The following is a 21,478-nucleotide window of genomic DNA, read 5'->3' on the forward strand; positions in this document are numbered from 1 at the left end:
TCAGGGACAAAGTAGGCTGAGCCTATGTCCGAACCCCGTACCGTCGCTCTTGTCACGCTCGGCTGCGCCCGTAACGAGGTGGATTCCGAGGAGCTCGCCGGCCGGCTGGCGGCGGACGGGTGGCAGCTCGTCGACGACGCCGCCGCCGCCGACGTGGCCGTCGTGAACACCTGTGGCTTCGTCGAGGCCGCCAAGAAGGACTCCGTCGACGCCCTCCTGGAGGCCAACGACCTCAAGGGCCACGGGCGCACCCAGGCCGTGGTCGCGGTCGGCTGCATGGCCGAGCGCTACGGCAGTGAGCTGGCCGAGGCCCTGCCCGAGGCGGACGGCGTGCTCGGCTTCGACGACTACGCGAACATCTCCGACCGCCTGCAGACGATCCTCTCCGGCGGCGTCCACGCCTCCCACACCCCGCGCGACCGCCGCAAGCTGCTGCCGATCAGCCCCGCCGCCCGGCAGGCCGCGAGCGAGGTCGCGCTCCCCGGCCACGCGCAGACCGTCGAGGAGCCCGCCCCGGCCCCCGAGGACCTGCCCGAGGGCGTCGCACCCGCCTCCGGGCCGCGCGCCCCGCTGCGCCGCCGTCTGGACAGCAGCCCGGTCGCCTCGGTGAAGCTGGCCTCCGGCTGCGACCGCCGCTGCTCGTTCTGCGCCATCCCGTCCTTCCGCGGCTCGTTCATCTCCCGCCGCCCCTCCGACGTGCTCGGCGAGACCCGCTGGCTGGCCGAGCAGGGCGTCAAGGAGGTCATGCTGGTCAGCGAGAACAACACCTCGTACGGCAAGGACCTCGGCGACATCCGGCTGCTGGAGACGCTGCTGCCGGAGCTGGCCGCCGTCGACGGCATCGAGCGGATCCGGGTCAGCTACCTGCAGCCCGCCGAGATGCGCCCGGGCCTGATCGACGTGCTGACCTCCACGCCGAAGGTCGCGCCGTACTTCGACCTGTCCTTCCAGCACTCCGCCCCCGGGGTGCTGCGCGCGATGCGCCGCTTCGGTGACACCGAGCGCTTCCTTGAGCTGCTGGACACCATCCGCTCCAAGGCGCCGGAGGCCGGGGTCCGCTCCAACTTCATCGTGGGCTTCCCCGGCGAGTCGGAGGCGGAGCTGGAGGAGCTGGAGCGCTTCCTGGGGGCCGCGAGGCTGGACGCCATCGGCGTCTTCGGCTACTCCGACGAGGAGGGCACGGAGGCGGCCGGCTATGACGGCAAGCTCGACGAGGACGTGGTCGCCGAGCGGCTGGCCCGGGTCTCCCGGCTGGCCGAGGAGCTGACCGCGCAGCGCGCGGAGGAGCGGCTGGGCTCGACGGTGCACGTGCTGGTCGAGTCCGTCGACGAGGAGGAGGGGGCGGTCGGCCGCGGTGCCCACCAGGCGCCGGAGACCGACGGCCAGGTCCTCCTGACCTCCTCCGCAGGCCTGGAGCCCGGAACGTTCGTGGCGGCGAAGGTGGTGGACACCGAAGGCGTCGACCTCGTCGCGGAGCCGCTCGGCACGACGGAGGAGGCCGGCAGATGACGGGAGCCCCGGCGTCCGCGGCCGGCGACCACCGGTCCGCACCCGCCGTCCCGGCGGCAGCGGTCCGGCGGCCCTCGCTGTGGAACATCGCCAACGTCCTGACGATGGTGCGGCTGCTGCTGGTGCCGGGTTTCGTCATGCTGCTCGTGCACGACGACGGGCACGACCCGGCGTGGCGCTCCTTCGCGTGGGCGGCGTTCGCCGTCGCGATGATCACCGATCTCTTCGACGGCGAGCTGGCCCGGCGCTACGGGCTGGTCACCGACTTCGGCAAGATCGCCGACCCGATCGCCGACAAGGCGATCATGGGCGCGGCGCTGATCGGGCTCTCCGCCCTCGGCGACCTGCCCTGGTGGGTCACCGCGGTGATCCTCTTCCGTGAGCTGGGCATCACGCTGATGCGGTTCTGGGTGATCCGCTGGGGCGTCATCCCGGCCAGCCGCGGCGGAAAGCTGAAGACGCTCACCCAGGGCGTCGCGGTCGGCATGTACATCCTGGTCCTGACCGGGCCGCTGGCGACGCTGCGGGCGGTGCTGATGGGCGCCGCGGTGGTGCTCACCGTCGTGACCGGGCTGGACTACGTGCGGCAGGCGGTCGTCATGCGCCGGGCCGGGCTCGCCGCGCGGCGCACGGCCGCCGCGCGCCGGGCGCGCGAGGCCGACGAGCCGGAGGGCGGCCTCGCGCAGGACGTCCCGCCGGCGCACCCGGAGGAGCAGGGACAGGGCGCGTGAACGCCGCCGGCGAGGTCCTGGGGCTGCTGGAGGAGCGGCGGCAGTGGCTCGCCGTCGCCGAGTCGCTGACCGGGGGCCTGGTGGCGGCCGAGCTGACCTCGGTGCCGGGCGCCTCCCGGTCCTTCCGGGGCTCGGTCACCGCGTACGCCACCGAGCTGAAGCGGGACGTGCTGGGCGTGGACGGCGCGCTGCTGGCCGAACGCGGCGCCGTGGACCCCGACGTCGCGCGCGCCATGGCGGAGGGCGTGCGGCGCGTGCTGCGCGCCGACTGGGGGCTGGCCACCACCGGCGTCGCCGGCCCCGACCCGCAGGACGGGCAGCCGGTCGGGACCGTCTACGTGGCGGTCGCCGGGCCGACCGGCTCGTGGTGCGAGAGACTGCAGTTGAACGGCGACCGTGCCGCGATCCGTACCACCACCGTGAACGCCGTTCTGACCCTCTTGCAGCAGACGCTTCTGACCGGCCGGGGAACACCCGACGAATCCCCGACGGCGAAGGGTGGGGAAGAGAGCGGGGGGCAGGGATGTTTGCAGCCCTGAGTGAACACGTCATCGCTCCCCGCACGGCCGGTGTCGGAGGCGGTACGGTGGGGCAAGAAGGTTGCGAATTCGCGGTCCGAGGAGGGAGCCACCGATGATTCTGCTCCGTCGCCTGCTCGGTGACGTGCTGCGTCGGCAGCGCCAGCGTCAGGGCCGCACCCTGCGTGAGGTCTCCTCATCCGCCCGGGTCTCCCTGGGCTATCTGTCGGAGGTCGAACGAGGGCAGAAGGAGGCTTCCTCCGAACTGCTCTCCGCGATCTGTGACGCCTTGGACGTCCCGATGTCCGAGGTGATGCGGGAGGTCAGCGACGATCTGGCGCTTGCCGAACTCGCCGAGTCGGCTGCTGTCGAGTCGGCAGCCGCGCCTATGCGGCCGCTGCTGGGCGCGGTTCCGTCCGTACCGTCCGGTCCGGACGAGCGAGTCACCATCAAGGCGCCGAAGGCGCCCACCGAGGCCGTGGACGTCGTCGCGGCCTGAGCGACACCAAGCAGTTCCGAACCGTGGCCCCGGCCGGTGGAGAACCGGCCGGGGCTTCGGCGTGTCCGCGTTTGGTCCGCGGATCCGGGGAAGGCGTCCCATGTGGCGGGTCCGCCCTGGAGGTGGTCCCGCGACGCAAGGCGATTCCCGAGGAGGAGCAGCATGACCGTCGTGAAGAGCACGCTGCCCGAGGCCGACCGCAAGATCGTCGGAGAGGCCCTGCAGCAGACCCTCACCGACCTGATCGACCTGTCGCTCGTGGCCAAGCAGGTGCACTGGAACGTGGTCGGGGCACGGTTCCGGTCCGTCCATCTCCAGCTCGACGACGTGGTGACCACCGCCCGGACCTACGCCGACACCGTCGCGGAGCGGGCGGCCGCGATCGGGGTGACGCCGGACGGGCGCGCGGGGACGGTGTCCAAGGGCAGCAGGATCGACGAGGTGCCGGACGGGTGGATCAAGGACGAGAAGGTGGTCGCGGTCATGATCGCGGCGCTGGACGCCGTGATCAGGCGGGTGCGCCAGGGGATCGGGACGACGGAGAAGCCCGACCCGGTGAGCCAGGACATCCTGATCGGCCTCGCCGCCGAGCTCGAGAAGCACCAGTGGATGTTCCAGGCCGAGAACGTCTGAACCCCCTCCGGGCCGGATGGGGAGTCGGCGGGCGCCGTGGCGCCCGGTCGCCCTGGGTTGCCCTGGGGCGGGGGAATGTCGCAGGTAGTAGCCGTACGTGTCCTCCTTTCGGGTGAACGTTGTGCGGGGTGGGACGGCGGAGGTCTAGAGATCTTGTGGGCAGGGGATCGCACCTGTGTACGGGGAAAGCCCGGGATTGGGTCCCTGGTGATTCCCGCCGCAACCTCGGGGCTCCGAAGGAGGCGGCCATGCATGTTCTCCGCCTGTTTCACGAGCTGTGGGCCCGGCGGCCGGTCCGCTGGGCGATCGCGATCGTCGCGGGTGTGGTGTGGTGGTGGGCCCTGTTGAGGCTCGTCGTCCAGCCCGCGCAGGCAGGCTCCTTCGAGGGCCTGGTCGTCGCCGGTGGCTGGGGGCTCAGCATCGTCCCCCTGCACACGGCGAGGTGGTCACGGGGATCGTCATCGGCCGCCCGGGCGGCCGTCCGCGAGGTTGAGGGCCCGGCGCCGGGAGAACTGCCGGGAAGAGTTCCGGGACCCCGAAGTCAGTCACTACCAGGGCATGACGACGCCCCCGTTGGGGCGCAGGATCTGGCCGGTCGTGAAGGCTGAGGCGTCGGAGGCCAGGAAGAGCACGGTGTGCGCCACGTCCCGGGAGTCGCCCATACGCCCCAGGGGCGCGGCGCGCACCAGCGCCTCCTCGGCGCGGGCCTGGGCCCGCTCGTCGAAGCGGCCCTCGGGTCCGATGCCGTGGTGGCCCGTCATCGGTGTGCGGACGAAGCCGGGTGCCACGGCATTGGCCCGCACCCCACGGGGCCCCAGCTCCGTGGCGAGGGTCCGGGTCAGCTGGACCACGGCGGCCTTGGAGACGCTGTAGCAGAGCAGCCCGCGGGCGCCGGGGTCGATGGCGCCGGAGGCCTTGGTGACGATACTGCCGGCGCCACGCTCGGCCATCGGGCGGGCGGCCTCGCGGGCGCAGTGCAGGACCCCCTCGAAGTTCGCCGGCAGCACCCGGTCCAGGTCGGCGTCGTCGGTGTCCACGACGGCGTTGGCGTCGTCGGTGTCCACGACGGCGCTGGAGTGCATGACGCCCGCGATGGCGGCCGGCACGTCCAGCCGTCCGTGGGCGGCCACGGTGGCCGCGACGGCCTCCGCGACCTGCGCGCGGTCGGTGGCGTCCACGGTGCGCGCCTCCGCCGCGCCGCCGGCTTTACGGCGAGTTCGGCGGTGTGCCGGGCACCGGGCCCGTCCGCGTCCGCGCAGACGACGGTGGCCCCCGCCGGGGCGAGCAGCAGCGCCGAGGCCCGGCCGATGCCGCAGGCGGCACCGGTGACCAGGGCGGTGCGCCCGGTGAGGTATGCCGGTACGGTCATGCGGCGACGGTACGACCGAATCTGACGGGCCGTCAATCAGTGTGACCGCGGCGCGGGTGCGGGCGGCGGCGCGGGTGCGGGCGGCGGCGCGGGACCGCGCTGGCAGCGCGGGCACCAGTACGTCACCCGGGTCTGGCCGGGAGGTCCCAGTTCGGCGACGCGGACCGCCGTCCCGCAGCGCAGGCAGTCGTGCCGGCCGCGGCCGTACACCCAGTGCGTCCGGCCGCGCCGGGTGTCGCCGGTGGTGATGTGGCCGTGCCGGGTCTTGTTGGCCTGCAGCAGCTTCCTGGCGAGCGCGACGATCCGCTCGGGCTCGGGAACCTCGCCGACCGGCATCCACGGTGTGACGCCGCGCAGGAAGCACAACTCGCACTTGTACACGTTGCCTATGCCCGCGAGATTGCGCTGGTCCAGCAGCGCGTCCCCGACCGGCCGGGCCGGGTCGGCGGTCAGCCGGCGCACCGCCTCCTGCGGATCCCAGTCCGGGCCCAGCAGATCCGGGCCGAGATGGCCGACGGCCCGGTCCTCCTCGGCGGTGCGCAACAGCTCCAGCACAGGCAGCCGGTAACCGACCGCGACCCGTTCGGCATGGGCGAGGACCGCGCGGACCTGGTGGTCGGGGCCGCCCCTCCAGCGCTCGCCGGGCGCGTACAACTGCCAGGAACCGTCCATGCGCAGGTGCGAGTGGAGGGTCAGACCGCCCTCGACCCGCATCAGCAGGTGCTTGCCGCGGGCCACGACCTCCTCCACGTGACGTCCCGACAGGTCGGTCGTCGCCAGGCGCGGCACGCGCAGGTCCGCGCGGAGCAGGACGTGCCCCGCCAGCGCCCAGTGCAGCCGATGCGCGGCCAGCCAGATCGTGTCGCCCTCGGGCACGGATCCCCCTGTTCCCGTCGTTCCGTTCAGGCCCGCAGCCGCAGACCGCGGGGTGTCGCGTGGAAGCCGGCCGCCTCCAGGGAGCGGCCCAGCACCGAGGTGAGGGCGGACTCGCCGTTGGTGCGTTCGACTGTGAGCCGGCCGAGCGCACCGTCCCGTACGGCCAGGGCGAGTGCGTCGGCGGCCGCCTGCAACCGCTCCTCGTCCGCGCCGCCTCCTTCCGCGCCGCCGCCTCCCCGGCCGTCGCCCTCCGCCGGGGAGGGGCCGGGCCAGGCCAGCAGGGTCTTGCCGCCGCGTTCGACGTACAGCGTGAGCTCTCCGTCGACCAGGACGACCAGGGCCCCCGCCTTGCGTCCCGGCCGGTGGGTCACCCCGGCGGGCTGCTCGGGCCACGGCAGGGCGGCACCGTAGGCGTTGGCCGGGTCGGCGGCGGCCAGCACCACGGTGCGGGCCTTGTCGTGCCGGGTGTCCCCGCGGTCCCGCGCGTTGCTGATGGCCCGCAGCCGGTCCACGGCTCCGTCCATGGCGAACTGGGCCGCGCCCAGCCCCTCCACCACGTAGCCGCGGCGCGCCTGGCCGGTCTCCTCGAAGGCCGACAGCACCCGGTAAGCGGCCGAGAAACCGCCCTCCACGCCCTCGGCGGCCACCGCGCCGCGGGTGACCACGCCGTGCCGGTCCAGCAAGGTGTGGGTGAGCGCGTGGGCCCGGTGCGTCGCGTCGGACTCCGCAGCCGGCACCAGGGACCAGCGGCCCGCGGTCGTCGGCGGGCCGCCCCGAGAGGCCGTCACCCTCGGCGCGGGCCGGCCGGTGCGGGCCGTGAAGGCGCCGTAGCGGCCGCGAGGCACCGCGCGCGGCGCCCGGTGGGCGGTGGAGCCCGCCGTACGGCCGGAGCCGAGCAGCGCGCGCAGCGGAGCGAGCGTGTCATTGGTCAGCCGGCCGGACCAGGCCAGCTCCCAGACCACCTCGGCCAGTTCCGGATCGGACACCTCGTGCCCGGCGGCGCCGACCTGCTCGGAGATCTGCCGGAAGAACAGCCCGTAGCCGCCCGACAGCCCGTCCAGGACCGCGCGGTGCACCGGGGACAGCTCCAAGGGCTGCGGCTGCGGCAGCAACAGGGGCGCGGTGTCGGCGAGGTAGAGCGACACCCAGCCGTCCTTGCCCTGCAGGGCGCCGGCCCCCGCCCACACGACCTCGCCCGCCGAGGTGAGCTCGTCCAGCATCGCCGGGGTGTAGTCCGCCACCCGGGCCGGCAGGACGAGCTTCTCCAGGGCCGAGGCGGGGACCGCCGCGCCCTGGAGCTGCTCCACGGCCCGCACCAGGCCGTCGAGGCCGCGCAGGCCGTGTGTGCCCACGTGCTGCCACTGCGGCAGGAAGGTGGCCAGGGTGGTCGGCGGCACGGGTTCCAGTTCGTGCCGCAGCGCCGCCAGCGAGCGCCGCCGAAGCCGGCGCAGCACACCGGCGTCGCACCACTCGTGACCCGCGCCGCCCGGCCGGAACTCGCCCTGGACGACCCGGCCGGACGCGGCGAGCCGGTGCAGGGTGCCGTCGGCGACGGCGGTGCCCAGGCCGAAGCGCCGCGCGGCCTCGGCCGAGGTGAACGGCCCGTGGGTACGGGCGTAGCGGGCCAGCAGATCGGCCAGGGGGTCCTTGACGGGCTCGGTGAAGGCCTCCGGCACACCGACCGGCAGCGCGGTTCCCAGGGCGTCCCGCAGCCGCCCGGCGTCCTCCACGGCCGCCCAGAGTTCCACGCCCGCGACGCGGACCCTGATCGCCCGGCGCGCCCCCTCCAACCCGGCCGCCCAGCCGGGTTCCGCCCCGCGGGCGGCCAACTCGGCGTCGTCCAGCGGGCCCAGCACCCGCAGCACGTCGGCGACGCCCTCGGGGCCCTTGATCCGCCGTTCCTCGGTGAGCCACTGCAGCTCGCGCTCCAGTTCCACCATGACCTCGGCGTCGAGCAGTTCGCGCAGCTCGGCTTGGCCCAGGAGCTCCGCCAGCAGCCGGGAGTCCAGCGAGAGCGCCGCTGCGCGACGCTCGGCAAGGGGCGAGTCGCCCTCGTAGAGGAACTGGGCCACGTAGCCGAAGAGCAGCGACTTGGCGAACGGCGACGGCTCGGGCGTCGTCACCTCGACCAGCCGCACCTTGCGGGACTCGATGTCGCCCATCAGCTCGACCAGCCCGGGGACGTCGAAGACGTCCTGCAGGCACTCGCGGACGGCCTCCAGCACGATCGGGAACGAACCGAACTCCGAGGCCACCTGGAGCAGCTGGGCGGCCCGCTGGCGCTGCTGCCACAGCGGTGTGCGCCTGCCAGGGTCGCGGCGGGGCAGCAGCAGCGCCCGGGCCGCGCACTCCCGGAACCGGGACGCGAACAGCGCGGAACCGCCGACCTGGTCGGTGACGAGCTGCTCGACCTCGCCCTTGTCGAAGACGACGTCGGCGGCGCCGACCGGCGACTGGTCGGCGTCGAACTCGGCACCCTGCCCGGCAGGGTCCACGTCCAGCAGGTCCAGACCCATCAGGTCCGCGTCCGGCAGGCGCAGCACGATGCCGTCGTCGGCGTGCATCACCTGTGCGTCGAAGCCGTACCGCTCGCCGAGCCGGGCGCCCAGCGCGAGCGCCCACGGCGCGTGGACCTGGGCGCCGAAGGGGGAGTGGACGACCACCCGCCAGTCGCCCAGCTCGTCCCGGAAGCGCTCCACCACGATGGTGCGGTCGTCGGGCACATGGCCGCAGGCTTTGCGCTGCTCCGCCAGGTACGCCAGCACATTGTCGACGGCCCACGGGTCCAGGCCCGCCGCGGCCAGACGTGCCCGGCCCTTCTCCGGATCCAGGGCGGCGACCTCGCGCAGGAAGGCTCCCAGGGCGCGGCCCAGTTCGAGGGGACGGCCGAGCTGGTCGCCCTTCCAGAACGGCAGCCGCCCCGGCACGCCCGGGGCGGGCGAGACCAGCACCCGGTCGCGGGTGATGTCCTCGATCCGCCACGAGGTCGTGCCCAGGGTGAAGACGTCGCCCACCCGGGACTCGTAGACCATCTCCTCGTCCAGCTCGCCGACCCGGCCGCCGCCCTTCTTCGGGTCGGCGCCGACCAGGAACACGCCGAACAGCCCGCGGTCGGGGATGGTGCCGCCCGAGGTCACCGCCAGACGCTGCGCGCCCGGACGGCCCGTCACGGTGTTCGCCACCCGGTCCCACACCACGCGCGGCCGCAGCTCGGCGAAGGCGTCGGAAGGATAGCGCCCGGCCAGCATGTCCAGCACCGCGGTGAACGCCGAGTGCGGCAGCGCCGCGAACGGCGCGGCCCGGCGGACCACCGCCAGCAGCTCCTCGACGTCCCACGTGTCCAGCGCCGTCATCGCGACCAGCTGCTGCGCGAGGACGTCCAGGGGGTTGGAGGGGACGCGCAGCGCCTCGATCGCGCCCTCCCGCATCCGTTCGGTGACGACCGCCGACTGCACCAGGTCACCGCGGTACTTGGGGAAGACCACGCCCGTCGAGACCGCCCCCACCTGGTGCCCGGCCCGGCCCACGCGCTGCAGGCCGGACGCCACCGAGGGCGGCGACTCCACCTGGACGACCAGGTCCACCGCGCCCATGTCGATGCCCAGCTCCAGGCTGGACGTGGCGACGACGGCCGGCAGCCGCCCGGCCTTGAGGTCCTCCTCCACCAGGGCGCGCTGCTCCTTGGAGACCGAGCCGTGGTGCGCCCGGGCCAGCAGCGGCGGCGCCCCGTGCGCCGCGCCGGACTGCGCCATGATCTCCGCGGGCGGCGCTCCCTCGGGCAGGGGCTCACCCGTGGCCCGCTCGTACGCGATCTCGTTGAGCCGGTTGCACAGCCGCTCGGCCAGGCGGCGCGAGTTGGCGAAGACGATCGTGGAGCGGTGGTCCTGCACGAGGTCGGCGATGCGCTCCTCGACGTGCGGCCAGATCGAGGGCCGGGGGTCGTCGCCCTCGGTGGCGGGGGAGCCGCCGAGCTCGCCCAGGTCCTCGACGGGGACGACCACCGACAGGTCGAACTCCTTCTGCGACGGGGGCTGGACGACCGTCACCTTGCGCTGGGGCGACAGGAAGCGCGCCACCTCGTCCACCGGGCGGACCGTCGCCGACAGGCCGATCCGCCGTGCGGGGCGCTCCAGGAGCTCGTCCAGCCGCTCCAGGGACAGCGCCAGGTGCGCCCCGCGCTTCGTCCCGGCGACGGCGTGCACCTCGTCCAGGATCACGGTCTCGACGCCGCGCAGCGACTCCCGGGTCGAGGAGGTCAGCATGAGGAACAGCGACTCGGGGGTCGTGATCAGGATGTCCGGCGGCCGCGTCGCCAGAGCGCGCCGCTCGGCGGCCGGGGTGTCGCCCGAGCGGATGCCCACCCGCACCTCCGGCTCCGGCAGCCCCAGCCGGACGGACTCGTGCCGCAGACCGGTCAGCGGACTGCGCAGATTGCGCTCCACGTCGACGGCGAGCGCCTTCAGCGGCGACACGTACAGCACGCGGCAGCGGCGCTTGGCCTCGGCGGGCGGCGGCGCCGACGCCAGCCGGTCCAGCGCGGCCAGGAACGCCGCGAGCGTCTTGCCGGAGCCGGTGGGGGCCACCACGAGCACGTCGGAACCACCGGCGATCGCCCGCCACGCCCCCGCCTGGGCGGCGGTGGGCGCGCTGAAGGCCCCCGTGAACCACGCGCGCGTGGCGGGGGCGAACGCGTCGAGGGCCCCCGCGGGATCCTGTTCCTCCGGGGTGCCACCGGTGCTCCGTCGCGACATGCCATCCATCCTGCCTCGCCGCACCGACAAACCGCCCCCGGTCGATGCCCGCACCGCCTTTCCCGGGCGGGTTCGCTGGATCGCCGTGGGCGTCACGGCCCTCGGTTGCTACGGGGTGAAGCTGCTGGGCCTGTCCGTCCCCGCGGGCTTCCTGGAACGTCCCGTCGTAGGGCGGCCGGCGGCGCTGCTGCCCATCGCCCTGCTGGCGGCCCTCACAGCCCTGCAGGCCTTCGGGGACGGCCGCGCCCTGGTGCTCGACGCGCGTGCCGCGGGCCTGGCGGCAGCCGGCGTCGCCCTGGTGCTGCGCGCCCCCTTCCTGCTGGTCGTCGCGGTGGCCGGGGCGGTGACCGGAGGGCTGCGGGCCGTCACCGGGTGACGGGTTACTGTGATCCGTCACAAAGGACGCGTCAGTGAACGCGAGTGGAGGGGGGACGATGGCGGCCGACACCCTGCCGGTCCTCTCCGACGCGGCCCGCGCCCTCGCGGCGCGCTGCGAGCACAAGGTGAACGAGATCGCCCGCACCATGACGACGCGCGCCTTCACCGACCTTCCCGGCTACGCCGAACTGCCCGCCGACGTCAAAGAAGGGGAGCTCGCCGCCACCGCGCGCCACGGCCTGCGGCTCTTCCTGCGCCGGGTCGTCCACGGCACGCCCGCCGAGCGGCCGGAGCGCGGCGACTTCGAGCGATTCAGGGAACGCGCCGCCCAGCGCGCAGAGGAGGGGCTGCCCCTGCACCTGGTGCTGCGCAGCCATCTGCGCGGCACCGCCGTGCTGTGGCGGGCGCTGCGCGAGGTGGCCCGGCCGGGCGAGGAAGCCGCGCTCGCCGAACTCGCCGACGTCCTCATCGGCATCCAGGAGGACATCGTCGGTGCCGTCTCCGAGACGTACCTGGACGAGCAGAGCACCCTCGCCGCCGAACACCGTGAGGAGCGCCGCGCCCTGGTGCGGGCCCTGCTGGACGGCTCCCTGCCGCCGGATCGGCTGCCCGCCGGCCGGCTGAGCCTCGCGGACGGCGCCCTCGTGCTCGCACTGCACTTCCCGCCCGAGGGCGCCGCGGGCCGCCCCCCGGTCGCCGCGCACCGCAGGCCGCGTCGCGCCCAGGCAGCCCTCGACCGCGCCTTCGGCACCGAGGTGCCGGCCCTGCTCGACGACACCGGAGGCCACGCCGTCGTCCCGGGCCACCGGTTGCCGCCGGGTGGCGACGACGGGCTGCTGGCTCCGCTGCGCCGCGCCTGCTCCCCCGACGTACGGCTGGCCGTCGTCTCGGCCGCCGCCCCCCGGGACATCCCCGGCGCCGCCCGTACGGCGTCGGAGGTGCTGCGGGTGGCCCGCGCCGGCGGGCTGCCGCCCGGGCTGCACCGGCTCGACGACGTCCTGCTGGAGTACCACCTGTCACGGCGTGACGCGAGCAGTGAGCGCATAGCCGCTCTGCTCGACCCGATCGCGGACCGCCCGGACCTGGTCGAGACCCTGCGGACCTACCTCGGCAGCCGGCAGGAACGCCGCAGCACCGCACGCCAGTTGGGACTGCACCCCAACACCGTCGACAACCGGCTCGCCCGGATCTGCGAACTCACCGGGCTCGACCTCGCCGCGCCGCACGGCACGGCCCTGGCGCTGGCCGCACTGCTGCTGCGCGACGGCGCCGGCTGAGCCGGCTCAGACCAGGCGCCCGTAGGCCCGCAGGGTGAGCAGCGCGTCGAGGGTGACGAGGGGCCGCCGCTCCAAGAGCGTCCCGGGCGCCCAGGCGGGCCGCCGCGCGGGCCAGCCGCCGTCGTCCTGCTGACCGGCCGCGAGGAAGTCCAGCGCGCGGTCCATCTCCGCGTCCGTGAACCATTCCCGCGCCGGGGACTCCGGCGTGCGCGCGTAGTCGTACGCGAAACGGTGCTCGCCGTCGGGTGCTCCGGACGGTGGGGCGTGCTCCGGGTCGCGGCCGGGGTCCAGGACGACGAGCCGCTGCTCGCGCACGATCCGCCCCAGGCGCGCCGCCGCCTCCCGGGCCCGGGCGCGGTCGGGCGCGTGGTCCAGGAACGCCATCGCCGCAACGGCCTCGCCGGGATGGGTCTTGTCGAGCGTCTCGATCGCCGACCAGCAGAAGTCCGTGGCCCGGAACAGCCAGGCGTGCCACACCTCGTTGCGGTGCAGCGTGCCCACCACGGGGCCGGTGGCCAGCAGATCGCCGGGCGGGCAGTCCACCAGCGGCAGCCAGGGCGCGACCGGGAAACCGCGCAGCGAGGGGTGGAGCGCGGGCAGCGCGCCCTCCGGGGTCGACACGGCCGTCACGTAACGGCAGATCCGCTCCGCGCGCTGGCCGCCGCACCTGCCGATCTCGTCGAGCACGCCCAGCGCGTGGGCCACGTGCAGCGGCTGGCTGACCGTGCCGCGCAGATCGGGGTCGAGGGCGTGGCCGTAGCCGTCGTCGGCGTTGCGGTACGCGGACAGCGCGGTCTCCACCGCGTCCGCCGGGCCGTTCCGGAAGTGGTACGCGAACCTGCGTTGCTCGAGCACCCGTGCGGTCAGCCACACGAAATGCTCGGCGCGTTCTAGCGGGGTTGCTGGCATGTGCGCACAGTAGGCCTCCGCAAGCGCTCTGCACACGGAAGTGCGCAGGGAGCACCCTGGCGTGCGACCACGCGCCCCCCGGTACGGGTCATGAGCCGCGGCGAGTTGACGGCAGCCCCCGGCGCACCCCCGGGCCCGAGGTGCCGGATGACGCGGGGGAGGGGCGCGGTGCCCGGCCCGCCCCTGTGACGGGCGGAAGGTCGCCGAAGGCGGCGCCCGGCGGTGGCACGGCCCGACCGGGCCCGGTGACGATGCGCGCGCGGGTCCCGGGGGGTTTGAATGGGAGGGGGACCCACGACATCGGACGACCGGGTGACTACACACACCGACCTGGACAACCTCGGCTCGCCGTATGACGCCGGCGGCGCCCTGTTCGTCGTCGACGGGAACGGCGACGTCCTCATGTGCACCGGGTCGGTGCACGAGCTGACCGGACGGCCCGCCGCCGAGGTGTGCGGACGACCGGTCGCCGAACTCCTCACGGTCCCCGAGGCGTGGGCACACCACCTCCGTACACCCGGCGCAGCCCGCGCGGAGTGCGACGCCGAACTGCGGCACCGCGGCGGCGGCGCGGTTCCGGTGCGGCTGTGCGTGCAGCCGATGACCGCGGGCGGCGGGCCGCCCGGGGGCTTCGTCGTGACCGCCGCACCCCGCGCGGCGGCCGAACGGCACAAGGAGGACGAGGCCCTGCTCAGGGCCCTGTTCCGGCAGCGGCACGTGGGCCTCGCGATCCACGACCTGGATCTGGAGACCACCCGCTTCAACCTCGTCCCCGGCATCGATCTGCCGCCCGAGGTCGGCCCCCGAGTCAATCCGGTGGAGTGGACCGTCGAGGATGTGCTGCTCCCCAAGGACGCGGCGGCGCTCCGGGCGCAGCTCCGGCACGTGGCCGAGACCGGGGAACCCCTGGTCGACTGGGTGCACAGCGCCCGGCGCCGGGGCGCGGCGGACGTGAATCGGCTGGCGTCCTTCTCCGCCTTCCGGCTGCACGGGGCGAACGACCGGCCCGTCGGGGTGGCCGTCATCTTCACCGACGTCACCCAGGAGTACGCCGCCCGCCAGCGCATGGAGCTGCTGCACGCCGCCGCGGAACGGATCGGCCGCAGCCTGGACGTCGCCAGGGTCGCGCAGGAACTGGTGGACGTGCTTGTCTCCCACCGCTTTGCGGACCTGGCGGCGGTCGACCTCACCCACACCGTGCTGATCGGCCAGGAGCCCGGCGAGTTCAGACTCGGCTCCCCCTTCCGCAGGGTCGCGGTGGCCTCGTCCGACGGCTCGTGGCCCCCCGAGATCCACCCGAGGGGCGCCGGCTTCCGCCTGCGCAGCCTGGAGAGCGACCACCTGCGCCGGGGCGCCGCCGTCTTCCGGTCGGACCTGTCCTCCTGGCGCGAGGGACTGGCCGGCGACGTGGAACGCAGCCGTCTGCTGCTGCCCGATACGGCCGAGTCCTTCCTGAGCGTGCCGCTGATCGCCCGCGGCCTGGTGCTCGGCGTCCTGGTGATGTGGCGGACGGCCGGTCTCCCGCCGTACGGCCTCGGCGACGCCGGTCTCGCCGAGGAACTGGCCTCACGGGCCTCCCTGGGCCTGGACAACGCCCGCCGCTACACGCGCGAGCACCGCACCGTCGAGGCACTCCAGCGCAGCCTGCTCCCGCCGTCGATCACCGAGACCAGCGGGGTGCTGACCGCGGGCAGCTATGTACCGGCGGGCACGACCGAGGCGGTCGGCGGCGCCTGGTTCGACGTGATCCCGCTGTCGTCCAGCCGGCTGGCGCTGGTCAGCGGCGACGTCACCGGGCACGGCCTGAACGCGGCGGCCACCATGGGGAGGCTGCGCACCGCGGTGCAGACCCTGGCCGACCTCGACCTGCCGCCCGGTGAACTCCTCGCCCACCTGGACGACCTCGTGGTCAGGCTCGGCGACGTCGCCCCGCCGCAGGGCGAGGAGGACGGCACCGCGCGCAGCAGCGCGGTCGGCGCCACCTGCCTCTACTGCGTCTACGACCCCGTCGAGGGCCGCTGCGAGATGGCGAGCGCCGGGCATCCCCCGCCGGCGTACGCCGCGCCGGGCGCCCCCGCCGAGCTCGTCGGCCTCAAGCCCGGCCCGGCGCTGGGCGTGGACAGCATGCCCTTCGAACCGGTCGGCTTCGAGGTCCCCCCGGGCAGCGTGCTCGCGTTCTTCAACGAACCGCTCCTCTCCCATCCCGACGGCACCGCACAGGAGCGGCTGGAGCGGCTCTGCTCGGTGCTGGCCACGGACCCCTCCGGGACGCGCACCCCCACCCGGACCGGCCGCGCGATCCTCGACGAGCTTCTCGCAGAGCCGCCCGGAGACGACGTCACGCTGCTGGTGGCCCGTCTGCGCCCGCTGCCGCCCGGATCCGTCGCCACCTGGGAGTTCCCCGCCGACCCCGCCGTCGTGGCGCGGGCCAGGACCGCGGTGGAGAGCCAGTTGCAGTCGTGGGACCTCAAGCATCTGGCATTCACGACCGAGCTCATCACCAGCGAGCTGGTCACCAACGCGATCCGCTACGGCGGCGCCCCGGTCGGGCTGCGCCTGATCCGCGACGACACCCTGGTCTGCGAGGTGTCCGACCCCAGCCAGACCCAGCCCCGGCTGCGCCGCGCCCGGCTGTCCGACGAGGGCGGTCGCGGGCTGTTCCTCGTCGCCCAGCTCTCCAGCCGCTGGGGCAGCCGCTACACCGCGGGCGGGAAGACCATCTGGGCGGAGCAGCCGCTGTCCGAGTCCTGAGCCGGAGGCCCGCGTCAGGCGTCCGGGCCGTCCGGGTCGCCGGTTCGGGCGGTTTGCACTGATCCTGGGTGGACGACCGTAGGCGGCGTCCGTCCGGTGCCCCACCGCGCGTGCGCCGACGGAGGTGGTTCCAGTGGCGCACGGCGGCCCGTCCGCTCCCATGGGCGACGCGGAGGCGGCGATCCTGCGCGCCCTGTTCACGCAGTCGCCGGTCGGGCTGCACGTCCTCGACCCGGACCTGCGCGTGGTCCGCGTCAACATGGGCACCCCCGCCATGCGCGGGGTGCGGCCGGAGGACCTCCTCGGGCGGTACTTCCGCGACGCCTACCCCGTTCTCCGCCCCGACGACGTGGAGGGACGTGTGCGCCGGGTGCTGGAGACCGGTGTCCCGCTGATCGAGGACGTCGTGCGGACGCGTCCGAGGGCCGGGGACGGCGCGGAGCACTCCTACTCGGTCTCCGGCTTCCGCCTGGAGGACCCGGAGGGAACGGTCCTGGGCGTCGCGCTCGCCGTGGTCGACGTCACCGAGCGGGAGAAGGGGCGTGCCCGGCTGCGCGTCCTGAACACGGTGCGCGACCGCGTGGGCCGCACCCTGGACGTGGTGGTGACCTGCGAGGAACTGGTCGGCGCCCTGGTGCCGGCCTTCGCCGACGTCGTCGTGGTGGAGGTCGTCGACGACGTGGTGCGCGGGGACGACCCGCCGCTGTGCCCGCTGCCCCGCGGGACCCCGCTGCGGCGGGCCGCGTTCGGCAGCAGCGCCGGCCGCGGGCAGCCGCAGGCCTACCCGGTCGGCGATGTGCGCAGCCTGCCCGACCCGACCCCGTACACCCAGGCGCTGTCCGACCTGCGGCCCCGGGTCCTGCGGCTGCACGCCGGGCTGCCCTGGCTGGGCACCGACCCCGCCCGCGCCGAGGCGATCCGCGCCTCGGGGGTGCAGACGCTGCTCACCGTGCCGCTGACGCTGCGCGGGGCGGTGCTCGGGTTGGTCAGCCTCTACCGGACGAAGCGGATGGAACCCTTCACCGAGGATGACGTCGAGATCGGCCTGCAGCTGGCCGACCACACCGCCCTGTGCATCGACAACGCCCGCCGCTACACCCGGGAGCACAGCGTCGCCGCCACGGTGAAGCGGCAACTGCTGCCCCGCCGCCCCGTGTCGCACACCGCACTGGAGACGGCCTACCTGTCGACGGCCAGGGAGAGCGCGGCGGGGTCCTGGTACGACACCATCCCGCTGTCCAGCGCCCGTACCGCGCTGGTCGTCGGGGACGTCGCCGGGCAGGGCATCCACGCGACCGCCGGCATGGGCCAGTTGCGCACCGTCATCCGCTCGCTGAGCGCGTTCGACCTGGGGCCCGACGAACTGCTGGCCCGGCTCGATGACATCACGACCCACCTCGCCACCGAGCGCGCCTCGCTGCCGCCCGCCGACCCGCTGCACCGGGAGGCGCTCACCGCCGCGTGCCTGTACGCCGTGTACGACCCGCTGACCCGCACCTGCACGATGGCCCGCGCCGGACATCTGGCGCCGGTGATCGTACGGCCGGACGGCAGCGCGCAGATCGTCGAGATCCCGGACGGGCCCCGGCTGGGCGCCGCAGCGTGCGCGCCGTTCGCCGCCGCCGAACTCGACATCCCCGAGGGCAGTGTCCTGGCCTTCACCAGCTCCCCGGTGCTGTCCCTGCATCTGGCCGGCGGTTCCACCCCGCTGGGGGGCGCCCCGCCGGGGAGGGGCCGTCCGCTCCAGGAGCTGTGCGACGACATCATGTACACGCTTCCCGCGGGCGTCGACCGGGCTGTGCCCATGCTGCTGCTGGCCCGTACGCGCCCCTTCCCGCCGGACCGCGTCGCCGCCTGGCCGCTCGGGGACGACACCACGGCGGTCGCCACCGCGCGGGCCTTCGTCCGCGACCGGCTGGCGGTGTGGGGGGCGGACGAGGACACCGCCTTCAACACCGAGTTGATCGTCAGCGAGCTGGTCACCAACGCCATCCGGTACGGCAGCCCCCCGATGCGGCTGCGGCTCATCAACGACCGCATGCTGACCTGCGAGGTCCGCGACACCAGTCCCGCATCCCCGCACCTGCTGCACGCGCGCACCGTGGACGAGGGCGGCCGGGGGCTGTTCATCATCGCCCAGCTCGCCGACATGTGGGGCACGCGGTACGCGGAGGACGGCAAGACCATCTGGACCGAACAGGCCCTCCCCCCGTCCCCGGCCTGACCGGCCCGCCGGCCCACGGACGGCGGCGCCCGTTCAGACGAACGGACCCGGCCCGTTTGACGCACCGTCCGGGGCGGCGGAACGTGGCGTTGTCCCCGCTCGTAGAAAGGCCAATCCACGCCGTGGAGGAGGGCCGGAAACTCTACGACAACCTCACCAAGTACATCCGCTTTGTCCTCCTGCTGCTGGTCACCTTCGTCCTGACCTTCCTCGGCGCGACCCTGCTCGACATCGCCGCCGGTGAGCCCTTCACCCCCGCCCAGGTCCTGTGGGTGCACTTCGTCGTCAACGCCCCCTTCGGCTTCGCCCTCGGCTTCGACCAGGAGAGCCCCGGCCTGATGCGCCGCACACCCCGGCCCCGCGGGCAGTCCGTGCTGACCAGGCCGGTGCTGATCACCGTGGGGCTGAGCGGGCTGGCGATCACCGTCATCCTGCTGGCCCTGATCAAGGTGGGGGAGAGCCACTTCCACAGCGCCGCCGTCGGCAACTCGATGGCCTTCACCGCCTTCGCGCTCTGCCTGATCGTCGCCGCGTTCGAGTGCCGCAGCGAGACCGCGTCCGTCCTCACCACGGCCACCTTCGACAGCAAGCAGATGAACTGGGCGGCGCTGTCGGAGTTCGCCCTCGCCGTGCTGGTGACCCAGATGGACGGCTTCCGCCGCATCCTGGGCACCACCGAGATCAACCTGCGGCAGTTCGGCTGGGCCCTGCTGTCGGCCGTCGTCCTGCTGCTCCTGTGGGAGTCCGGAAAGCTGGTGGCACGCCGGGCCCGGGCGGCGGCCGCGACGCGGGGCCGGGCGGCGCCGCTTCAGGTGCCGGCTGCGGGCAGTTCCAGCCTGAGTTCGTAGCCGCCGTCGGCCGTCGGACCCGAGGTGACGGTGCCGCCGAGCAGCGCGGCGCGCTGCCGCAGGCCCACGAGGCCGTAGTGGGCGCTGGGCAGCGGGAGCGCGGGCCGGGTGGGGGCGGTGTTGGTGACCGTGACCCGGACCGTGCCGCCCTGGCGGTGGATCCGGACCCGCGCGGAGGCACCGGGGGCGTGCTTGCGCACGTTGGTCAGCGCCTCCTGGACGGTGCGGTAGACCGCGCGCTGCACCGTCGGCGGCAGCCCGTCCGGCAGGTCCGGCTGCAGTTCGGCCTCGATGCCGCTGCCGCTCACCAGCCGTTCCAGGTCGGCGAGGGAGGGCTGCGGGGTCAGTTCCGTGGGCCGGCCGCCGGCGGCGCGCAGCACGCTGACCATGTGCCGCAGCTCGTCCAGGGTCTGCACGCTCAGCCGCCGGATCGTCGCCGCGGCCTCCTTGACCTCGGCGTCCTGCGTGCCGACCTGGAGCGCCCCGGCCCGCACGGCGATCAGGCTGACCTGGTGGGAGACCACGTCGTGCATCTCCCGGGCGAGCTGGGCGCGTTCCTTGGCCAGTACGGTCTGCGCGGTCAGCAGCCGCTCGTGGTCGCGGGCCTCGGAGATCTCGAGGAGCCGCAGCGACAGGTCCCGCCGGGCCTGCACGAGCTGCCCCAGGAAGACCGGGGCGGCGGCCGTAGCCGCCGTGTAGCTCAGGGTGATCAGGGTCGAGGGCTCGGACAGGTCGAACTTCGGGGCGGGCCACGGCGCCATGTCCGCGATCGTGAAGGCCAGCGCGCACCCCGCCAGCAGCCACCTGCGCCGGGTGAACGAGGCGAGGGTGTACAGCGCGGCAAGCGTGGCGAAGGCCGCGTCCGAGACCAGCACGGCGGGCAGCGCCAGCACGAAGGTGATCAGCGGCAGGCGCCGGCGCAGCATCAGGGCGACCGCGCCGCCGAGGGCGCAGCCCAGGCGCACCGGCTCCTCGGGGTCGACGTTGACCCAGATGTCGAACAGCGCGACCGCGACGACGACGAGGTCCACCACCACGGGAGACGGCCGCCGGAACCTCATCCGCCCTCACCGTCCTGCGCTCGCTTGAGCAGCCCCGCGCGCTCCGCGAGCAGCGCGGCCTGCACCCGGCTGCCCACCTGCAGCTTGGTCAGGATGGCGCTCACATGGTCCTTCACCGTGCCCGTCCCCAGGTGCATCCGCCCGGCGATGTCCGCGTTCGACAGGCCCTCGGCGACCAGGAGCAGCACGGTGCGCTCGCGCTCGGTCAGCCGGGCCACGCCGCGCGCCGCCGACTCCTGCGGGCCCGAACCCAGGTACCCGTCCACGACCGTCCGGGTGACCTTGGACGACAGCACGGCGCCGCCGTCGGCCAGGGTCCGCACCAGGAACGGCAGTTCCTCGGGGTCGGTGTCCTTCAGCAGGAAACCGGCCGCGCCCGAGCGGAGCGCCGTGGCCACGTACTCGTCCATGTCGAAGGTCGTCAGCATCGCCACCACCGGAGGCTGCGGCAGCCGCCGGAGCCCGGCCAGGACGGTGAGGCCGTCCACGTCGGGCATCCTGATGTCCAGCAGGACGACGTCGGGCTGGGACTCCTGCGCCGTACGGATCGCCTGCCCGCCGGGCACCGCGGCCACGACCTCGATGTCGTCCGCCGCGTCGAGGATGCGCTGGAAGCCCGTACGGATCAGGGCCTCGTCGTCGACCACCAATACCCGGATCACGCGTGCTCCACTCACCACCGGACCCCTGCCCGATTCCTACCACGCCGCGGGCCGTCCGGCAGGTCACCGGGCCGCGTCCGGCCAGGTGACGGGGGAGGGGGGGGCCGGGGCCGGAAGGCGGAGGCGGTTCCGGACGGGGCGCCGCGGGCGGTTTCCACAACGCTGGAGCCAAGACCAACGTAACACCGGGTGCGCCGCGGGCAGCGGCGCGCGCGGTGGGGCGAGGCCCGTCGACGGGGCGGGGCGGGCCCGGTGGGCGGGGCGGCGGAGATGTCCCGCGGACGCTCCTCGGCGCCGTTCGCGCTGCGCGCCGGGCCGGCCCGAGCTGCGGACCGGGCGGGCGGGACGGCAGGCCGCCGCCCGGGTGCTGATCCGCTCCGCCGCCCTCGGCGCCCAGGCCGACGTGATCCCCGCCTGCTACGGCCTGGCCCTCGCCCGCGCGCTCCCGCTGCGCCGGCTGGGGGCCGCACGCGACCTGGCCC

Annotated in this window: 15 protein-coding genes and 1 pseudogene; 10 read left to right on the top strand and 6 right to left on the bottom strand. The window is 74.4% G+C overall.

The genetic code is table 11. The features are described 5' to 3' along the window. The first annotated feature begins 24 nt into the window (after positions 1-24). From rimO to PV342_RS38010, 5 genes are all read left to right on the top strand, one after another. The gene (gene rimO, locus PV342_RS37990; RefSeq protein WP_500320718.1) at positions 25-1,509 is read left to right on the top strand and encodes a 30S ribosomal protein S12 methylthiotransferase RimO; all 1,485 of its coding nucleotides are present in this window, start codon (positions 25-27) and stop codon (positions 1,507-1,509) included. After that, positions 1,506-2,240 carry a CDP-diacylglycerol--glycerol-3-phosphate 3-phosphatidyltransferase gene (pgsA, locus tag PV342_RS37995; protein ID WP_018561776.1) on the top strand — a complete coding sequence of 245 codons (735 nt, stop codon included), beginning with the start codon at positions 1,506-1,508 and terminating at the stop codon, positions 2,238-2,240. The genes rimO and pgsA overlap by 4 nt, the downstream gene beginning before the upstream one ends. Continuing rightward, positions 2,237-2,779: a CinA family protein gene (locus tag PV342_RS38000; protein WP_018561777.1), complete on the top strand. Its 543-nt coding sequence runs from the start codon at positions 2,237-2,239 to the stop codon at positions 2,777-2,779. The genes pgsA and PV342_RS38000 overlap by 4 nt, the downstream gene beginning before the upstream one ends. A gap of 94 nt (positions 2,780-2,873) precedes the next feature. Next, complete coding sequence (locus PV342_RS38005; protein WP_089228334.1) at positions 2,874-3,257, top strand: helix-turn-helix domain-containing protein; 384 nt, start codon at positions 2,874-2,876, stop codon at positions 3,255-3,257. Between the two features lie 162 nt (positions 3,258-3,419). Continuing rightward, a complete protein-coding gene (locus PV342_RS38010) occupies positions 3,420-3,890 on the top strand; it encodes a Dps family protein (RefSeq protein ID WP_386987545.1) in 471 nt (156 codons plus the stop codon). 548 nt (positions 3,891-4,438) lie between these two features. On the opposite strand, the pseudogene PV342_RS38015 reads toward PV342_RS38010, so the two are convergent. The 3 genes and pseudogenes from PV342_RS38015 to PV342_RS38025 all read right to left on the bottom strand — a co-directional run bounded on the left by PV342_RS38015 (position 4,439) and on the right by PV342_RS38025 (position 10,886). Next, positions 4,439-5,259, bottom strand: a pseudogene (locus PV342_RS38015) (SDR family NAD(P)-dependent oxidoreductase). A gap of 36 nt (positions 5,260-5,295) precedes the next feature. Beyond that, positions 5,296-6,135 carry a DNA-formamidopyrimidine glycosylase family protein gene (locus PV342_RS38020; protein ID WP_500320721.1) on the bottom strand — a complete coding sequence of 280 codons (840 nt, stop codon included), beginning with the start codon at positions 6,133-6,135 and terminating at the stop codon, positions 5,296-5,298. A gap of 26 nt (positions 6,136-6,161) precedes the next feature. Next, a complete protein-coding gene (locus tag PV342_RS38025) occupies positions 6,162-10,886 on the bottom strand; it encodes an ATP-dependent helicase (protein ID WP_400795357.1) in 4,725 nt (1,574 codons plus the stop codon). On the opposite strand from PV342_RS38025, the gene PV342_RS38030 reads away from it, so the two are divergent. After that, the gene (locus PV342_RS38030) at positions 10,885-11,262 is read left to right on the top strand and encodes an AzlD domain-containing protein (protein ID WP_500320724.1); all 378 of its coding nucleotides are present in this window, start codon (positions 10,885-10,887) and stop codon (positions 11,260-11,262) included. The genes PV342_RS38025 and PV342_RS38030 overlap by 2 nt on opposite strands. A gap of 58 nt (positions 11,263-11,320) precedes the next feature. Continuing rightward, entirely contained in the window at positions 11,321-12,541 is a 1,221-nt protein-coding gene (locus tag PV342_RS38035; RefSeq protein WP_500320726.1) for a PucR family transcriptional regulator, read from the top strand. Between the two features lie 6 nt (positions 12,542-12,547). Here the strand turns inward: PV342_RS38035 and PV342_RS38040 are convergent, their stop codons facing one another. Continuing rightward, the gene (locus PV342_RS38040; RefSeq protein ID WP_392612246.1) at positions 12,548-13,450 is read right to left on the bottom strand and encodes a hypothetical protein; all 903 of its coding nucleotides are present in this window, start codon (positions 13,448-13,450) and stop codon (positions 12,548-12,550) included. Positions 13,451-13,762: 312 nt separating this feature from the next. On the opposite strand from PV342_RS38040, the gene PV342_RS38045 reads away from it, so the two are divergent. From PV342_RS38045 to PV342_RS38055, 3 genes are all read left to right on the top strand, one after another. Beyond that, positions 13,763-16,201: an ATP-binding SpoIIE family protein phosphatase gene (locus PV342_RS38045; RefSeq protein WP_400795365.1), complete on the top strand. Its 2,439-nt coding sequence runs from the start codon at positions 13,763-13,765 to the stop codon at positions 16,199-16,201. Positions 16,202-16,334: 133 nt separating this feature from the next. After that, positions 16,335-18,425 carry a SpoIIE family protein phosphatase gene (locus tag PV342_RS38050; RefSeq protein ID WP_500320728.1) on the top strand — a complete coding sequence of 697 codons (2,091 nt, stop codon included), beginning with the start codon at positions 16,335-16,337 and terminating at the stop codon, positions 18,423-18,425. 122 nt (positions 18,426-18,547) lie between these two features. After that, on the top strand, positions 18,548-19,273 hold the full coding sequence (locus PV342_RS38055; protein ID WP_500320730.1) for a cation transporting ATPase C-terminal domain-containing protein: 726 nt from the start codon (positions 18,548-18,550) through the stop codon (positions 19,271-19,273). Here the strand turns inward: PV342_RS38055 and PV342_RS38060 are convergent. Further along, the gene (locus PV342_RS38060; protein ID WP_406269823.1) at positions 19,234-20,334 is read right to left on the bottom strand and encodes a sensor histidine kinase; all 1,101 of its coding nucleotides are present in this window, start codon (positions 20,332-20,334) and stop codon (positions 19,234-19,236) included. The two genes, PV342_RS38055 and PV342_RS38060, sit on opposite strands and share 40 nt — an antisense overlap. Beyond that, positions 20,331-20,996, bottom strand: coding sequence for a response regulator (locus PV342_RS38065; RefSeq protein WP_026251495.1), 666 nt, complete (start codon positions 20,994-20,996; stop codon positions 20,331-20,333). The genes PV342_RS38060 and PV342_RS38065 overlap by 4 nt, the downstream gene beginning before the upstream one ends. Positions 20,997-21,478: the final 482 nt, after the last annotated feature.

It is taken from the genome of Streptomyces sp. PA03-3a (genome assembly GCF_033792735.1).
Taxonomy (GTDB): Bacteria; Actinomycetota; Actinomycetes; order Streptomycetales; family Streptomycetaceae; genus Actinacidiphila.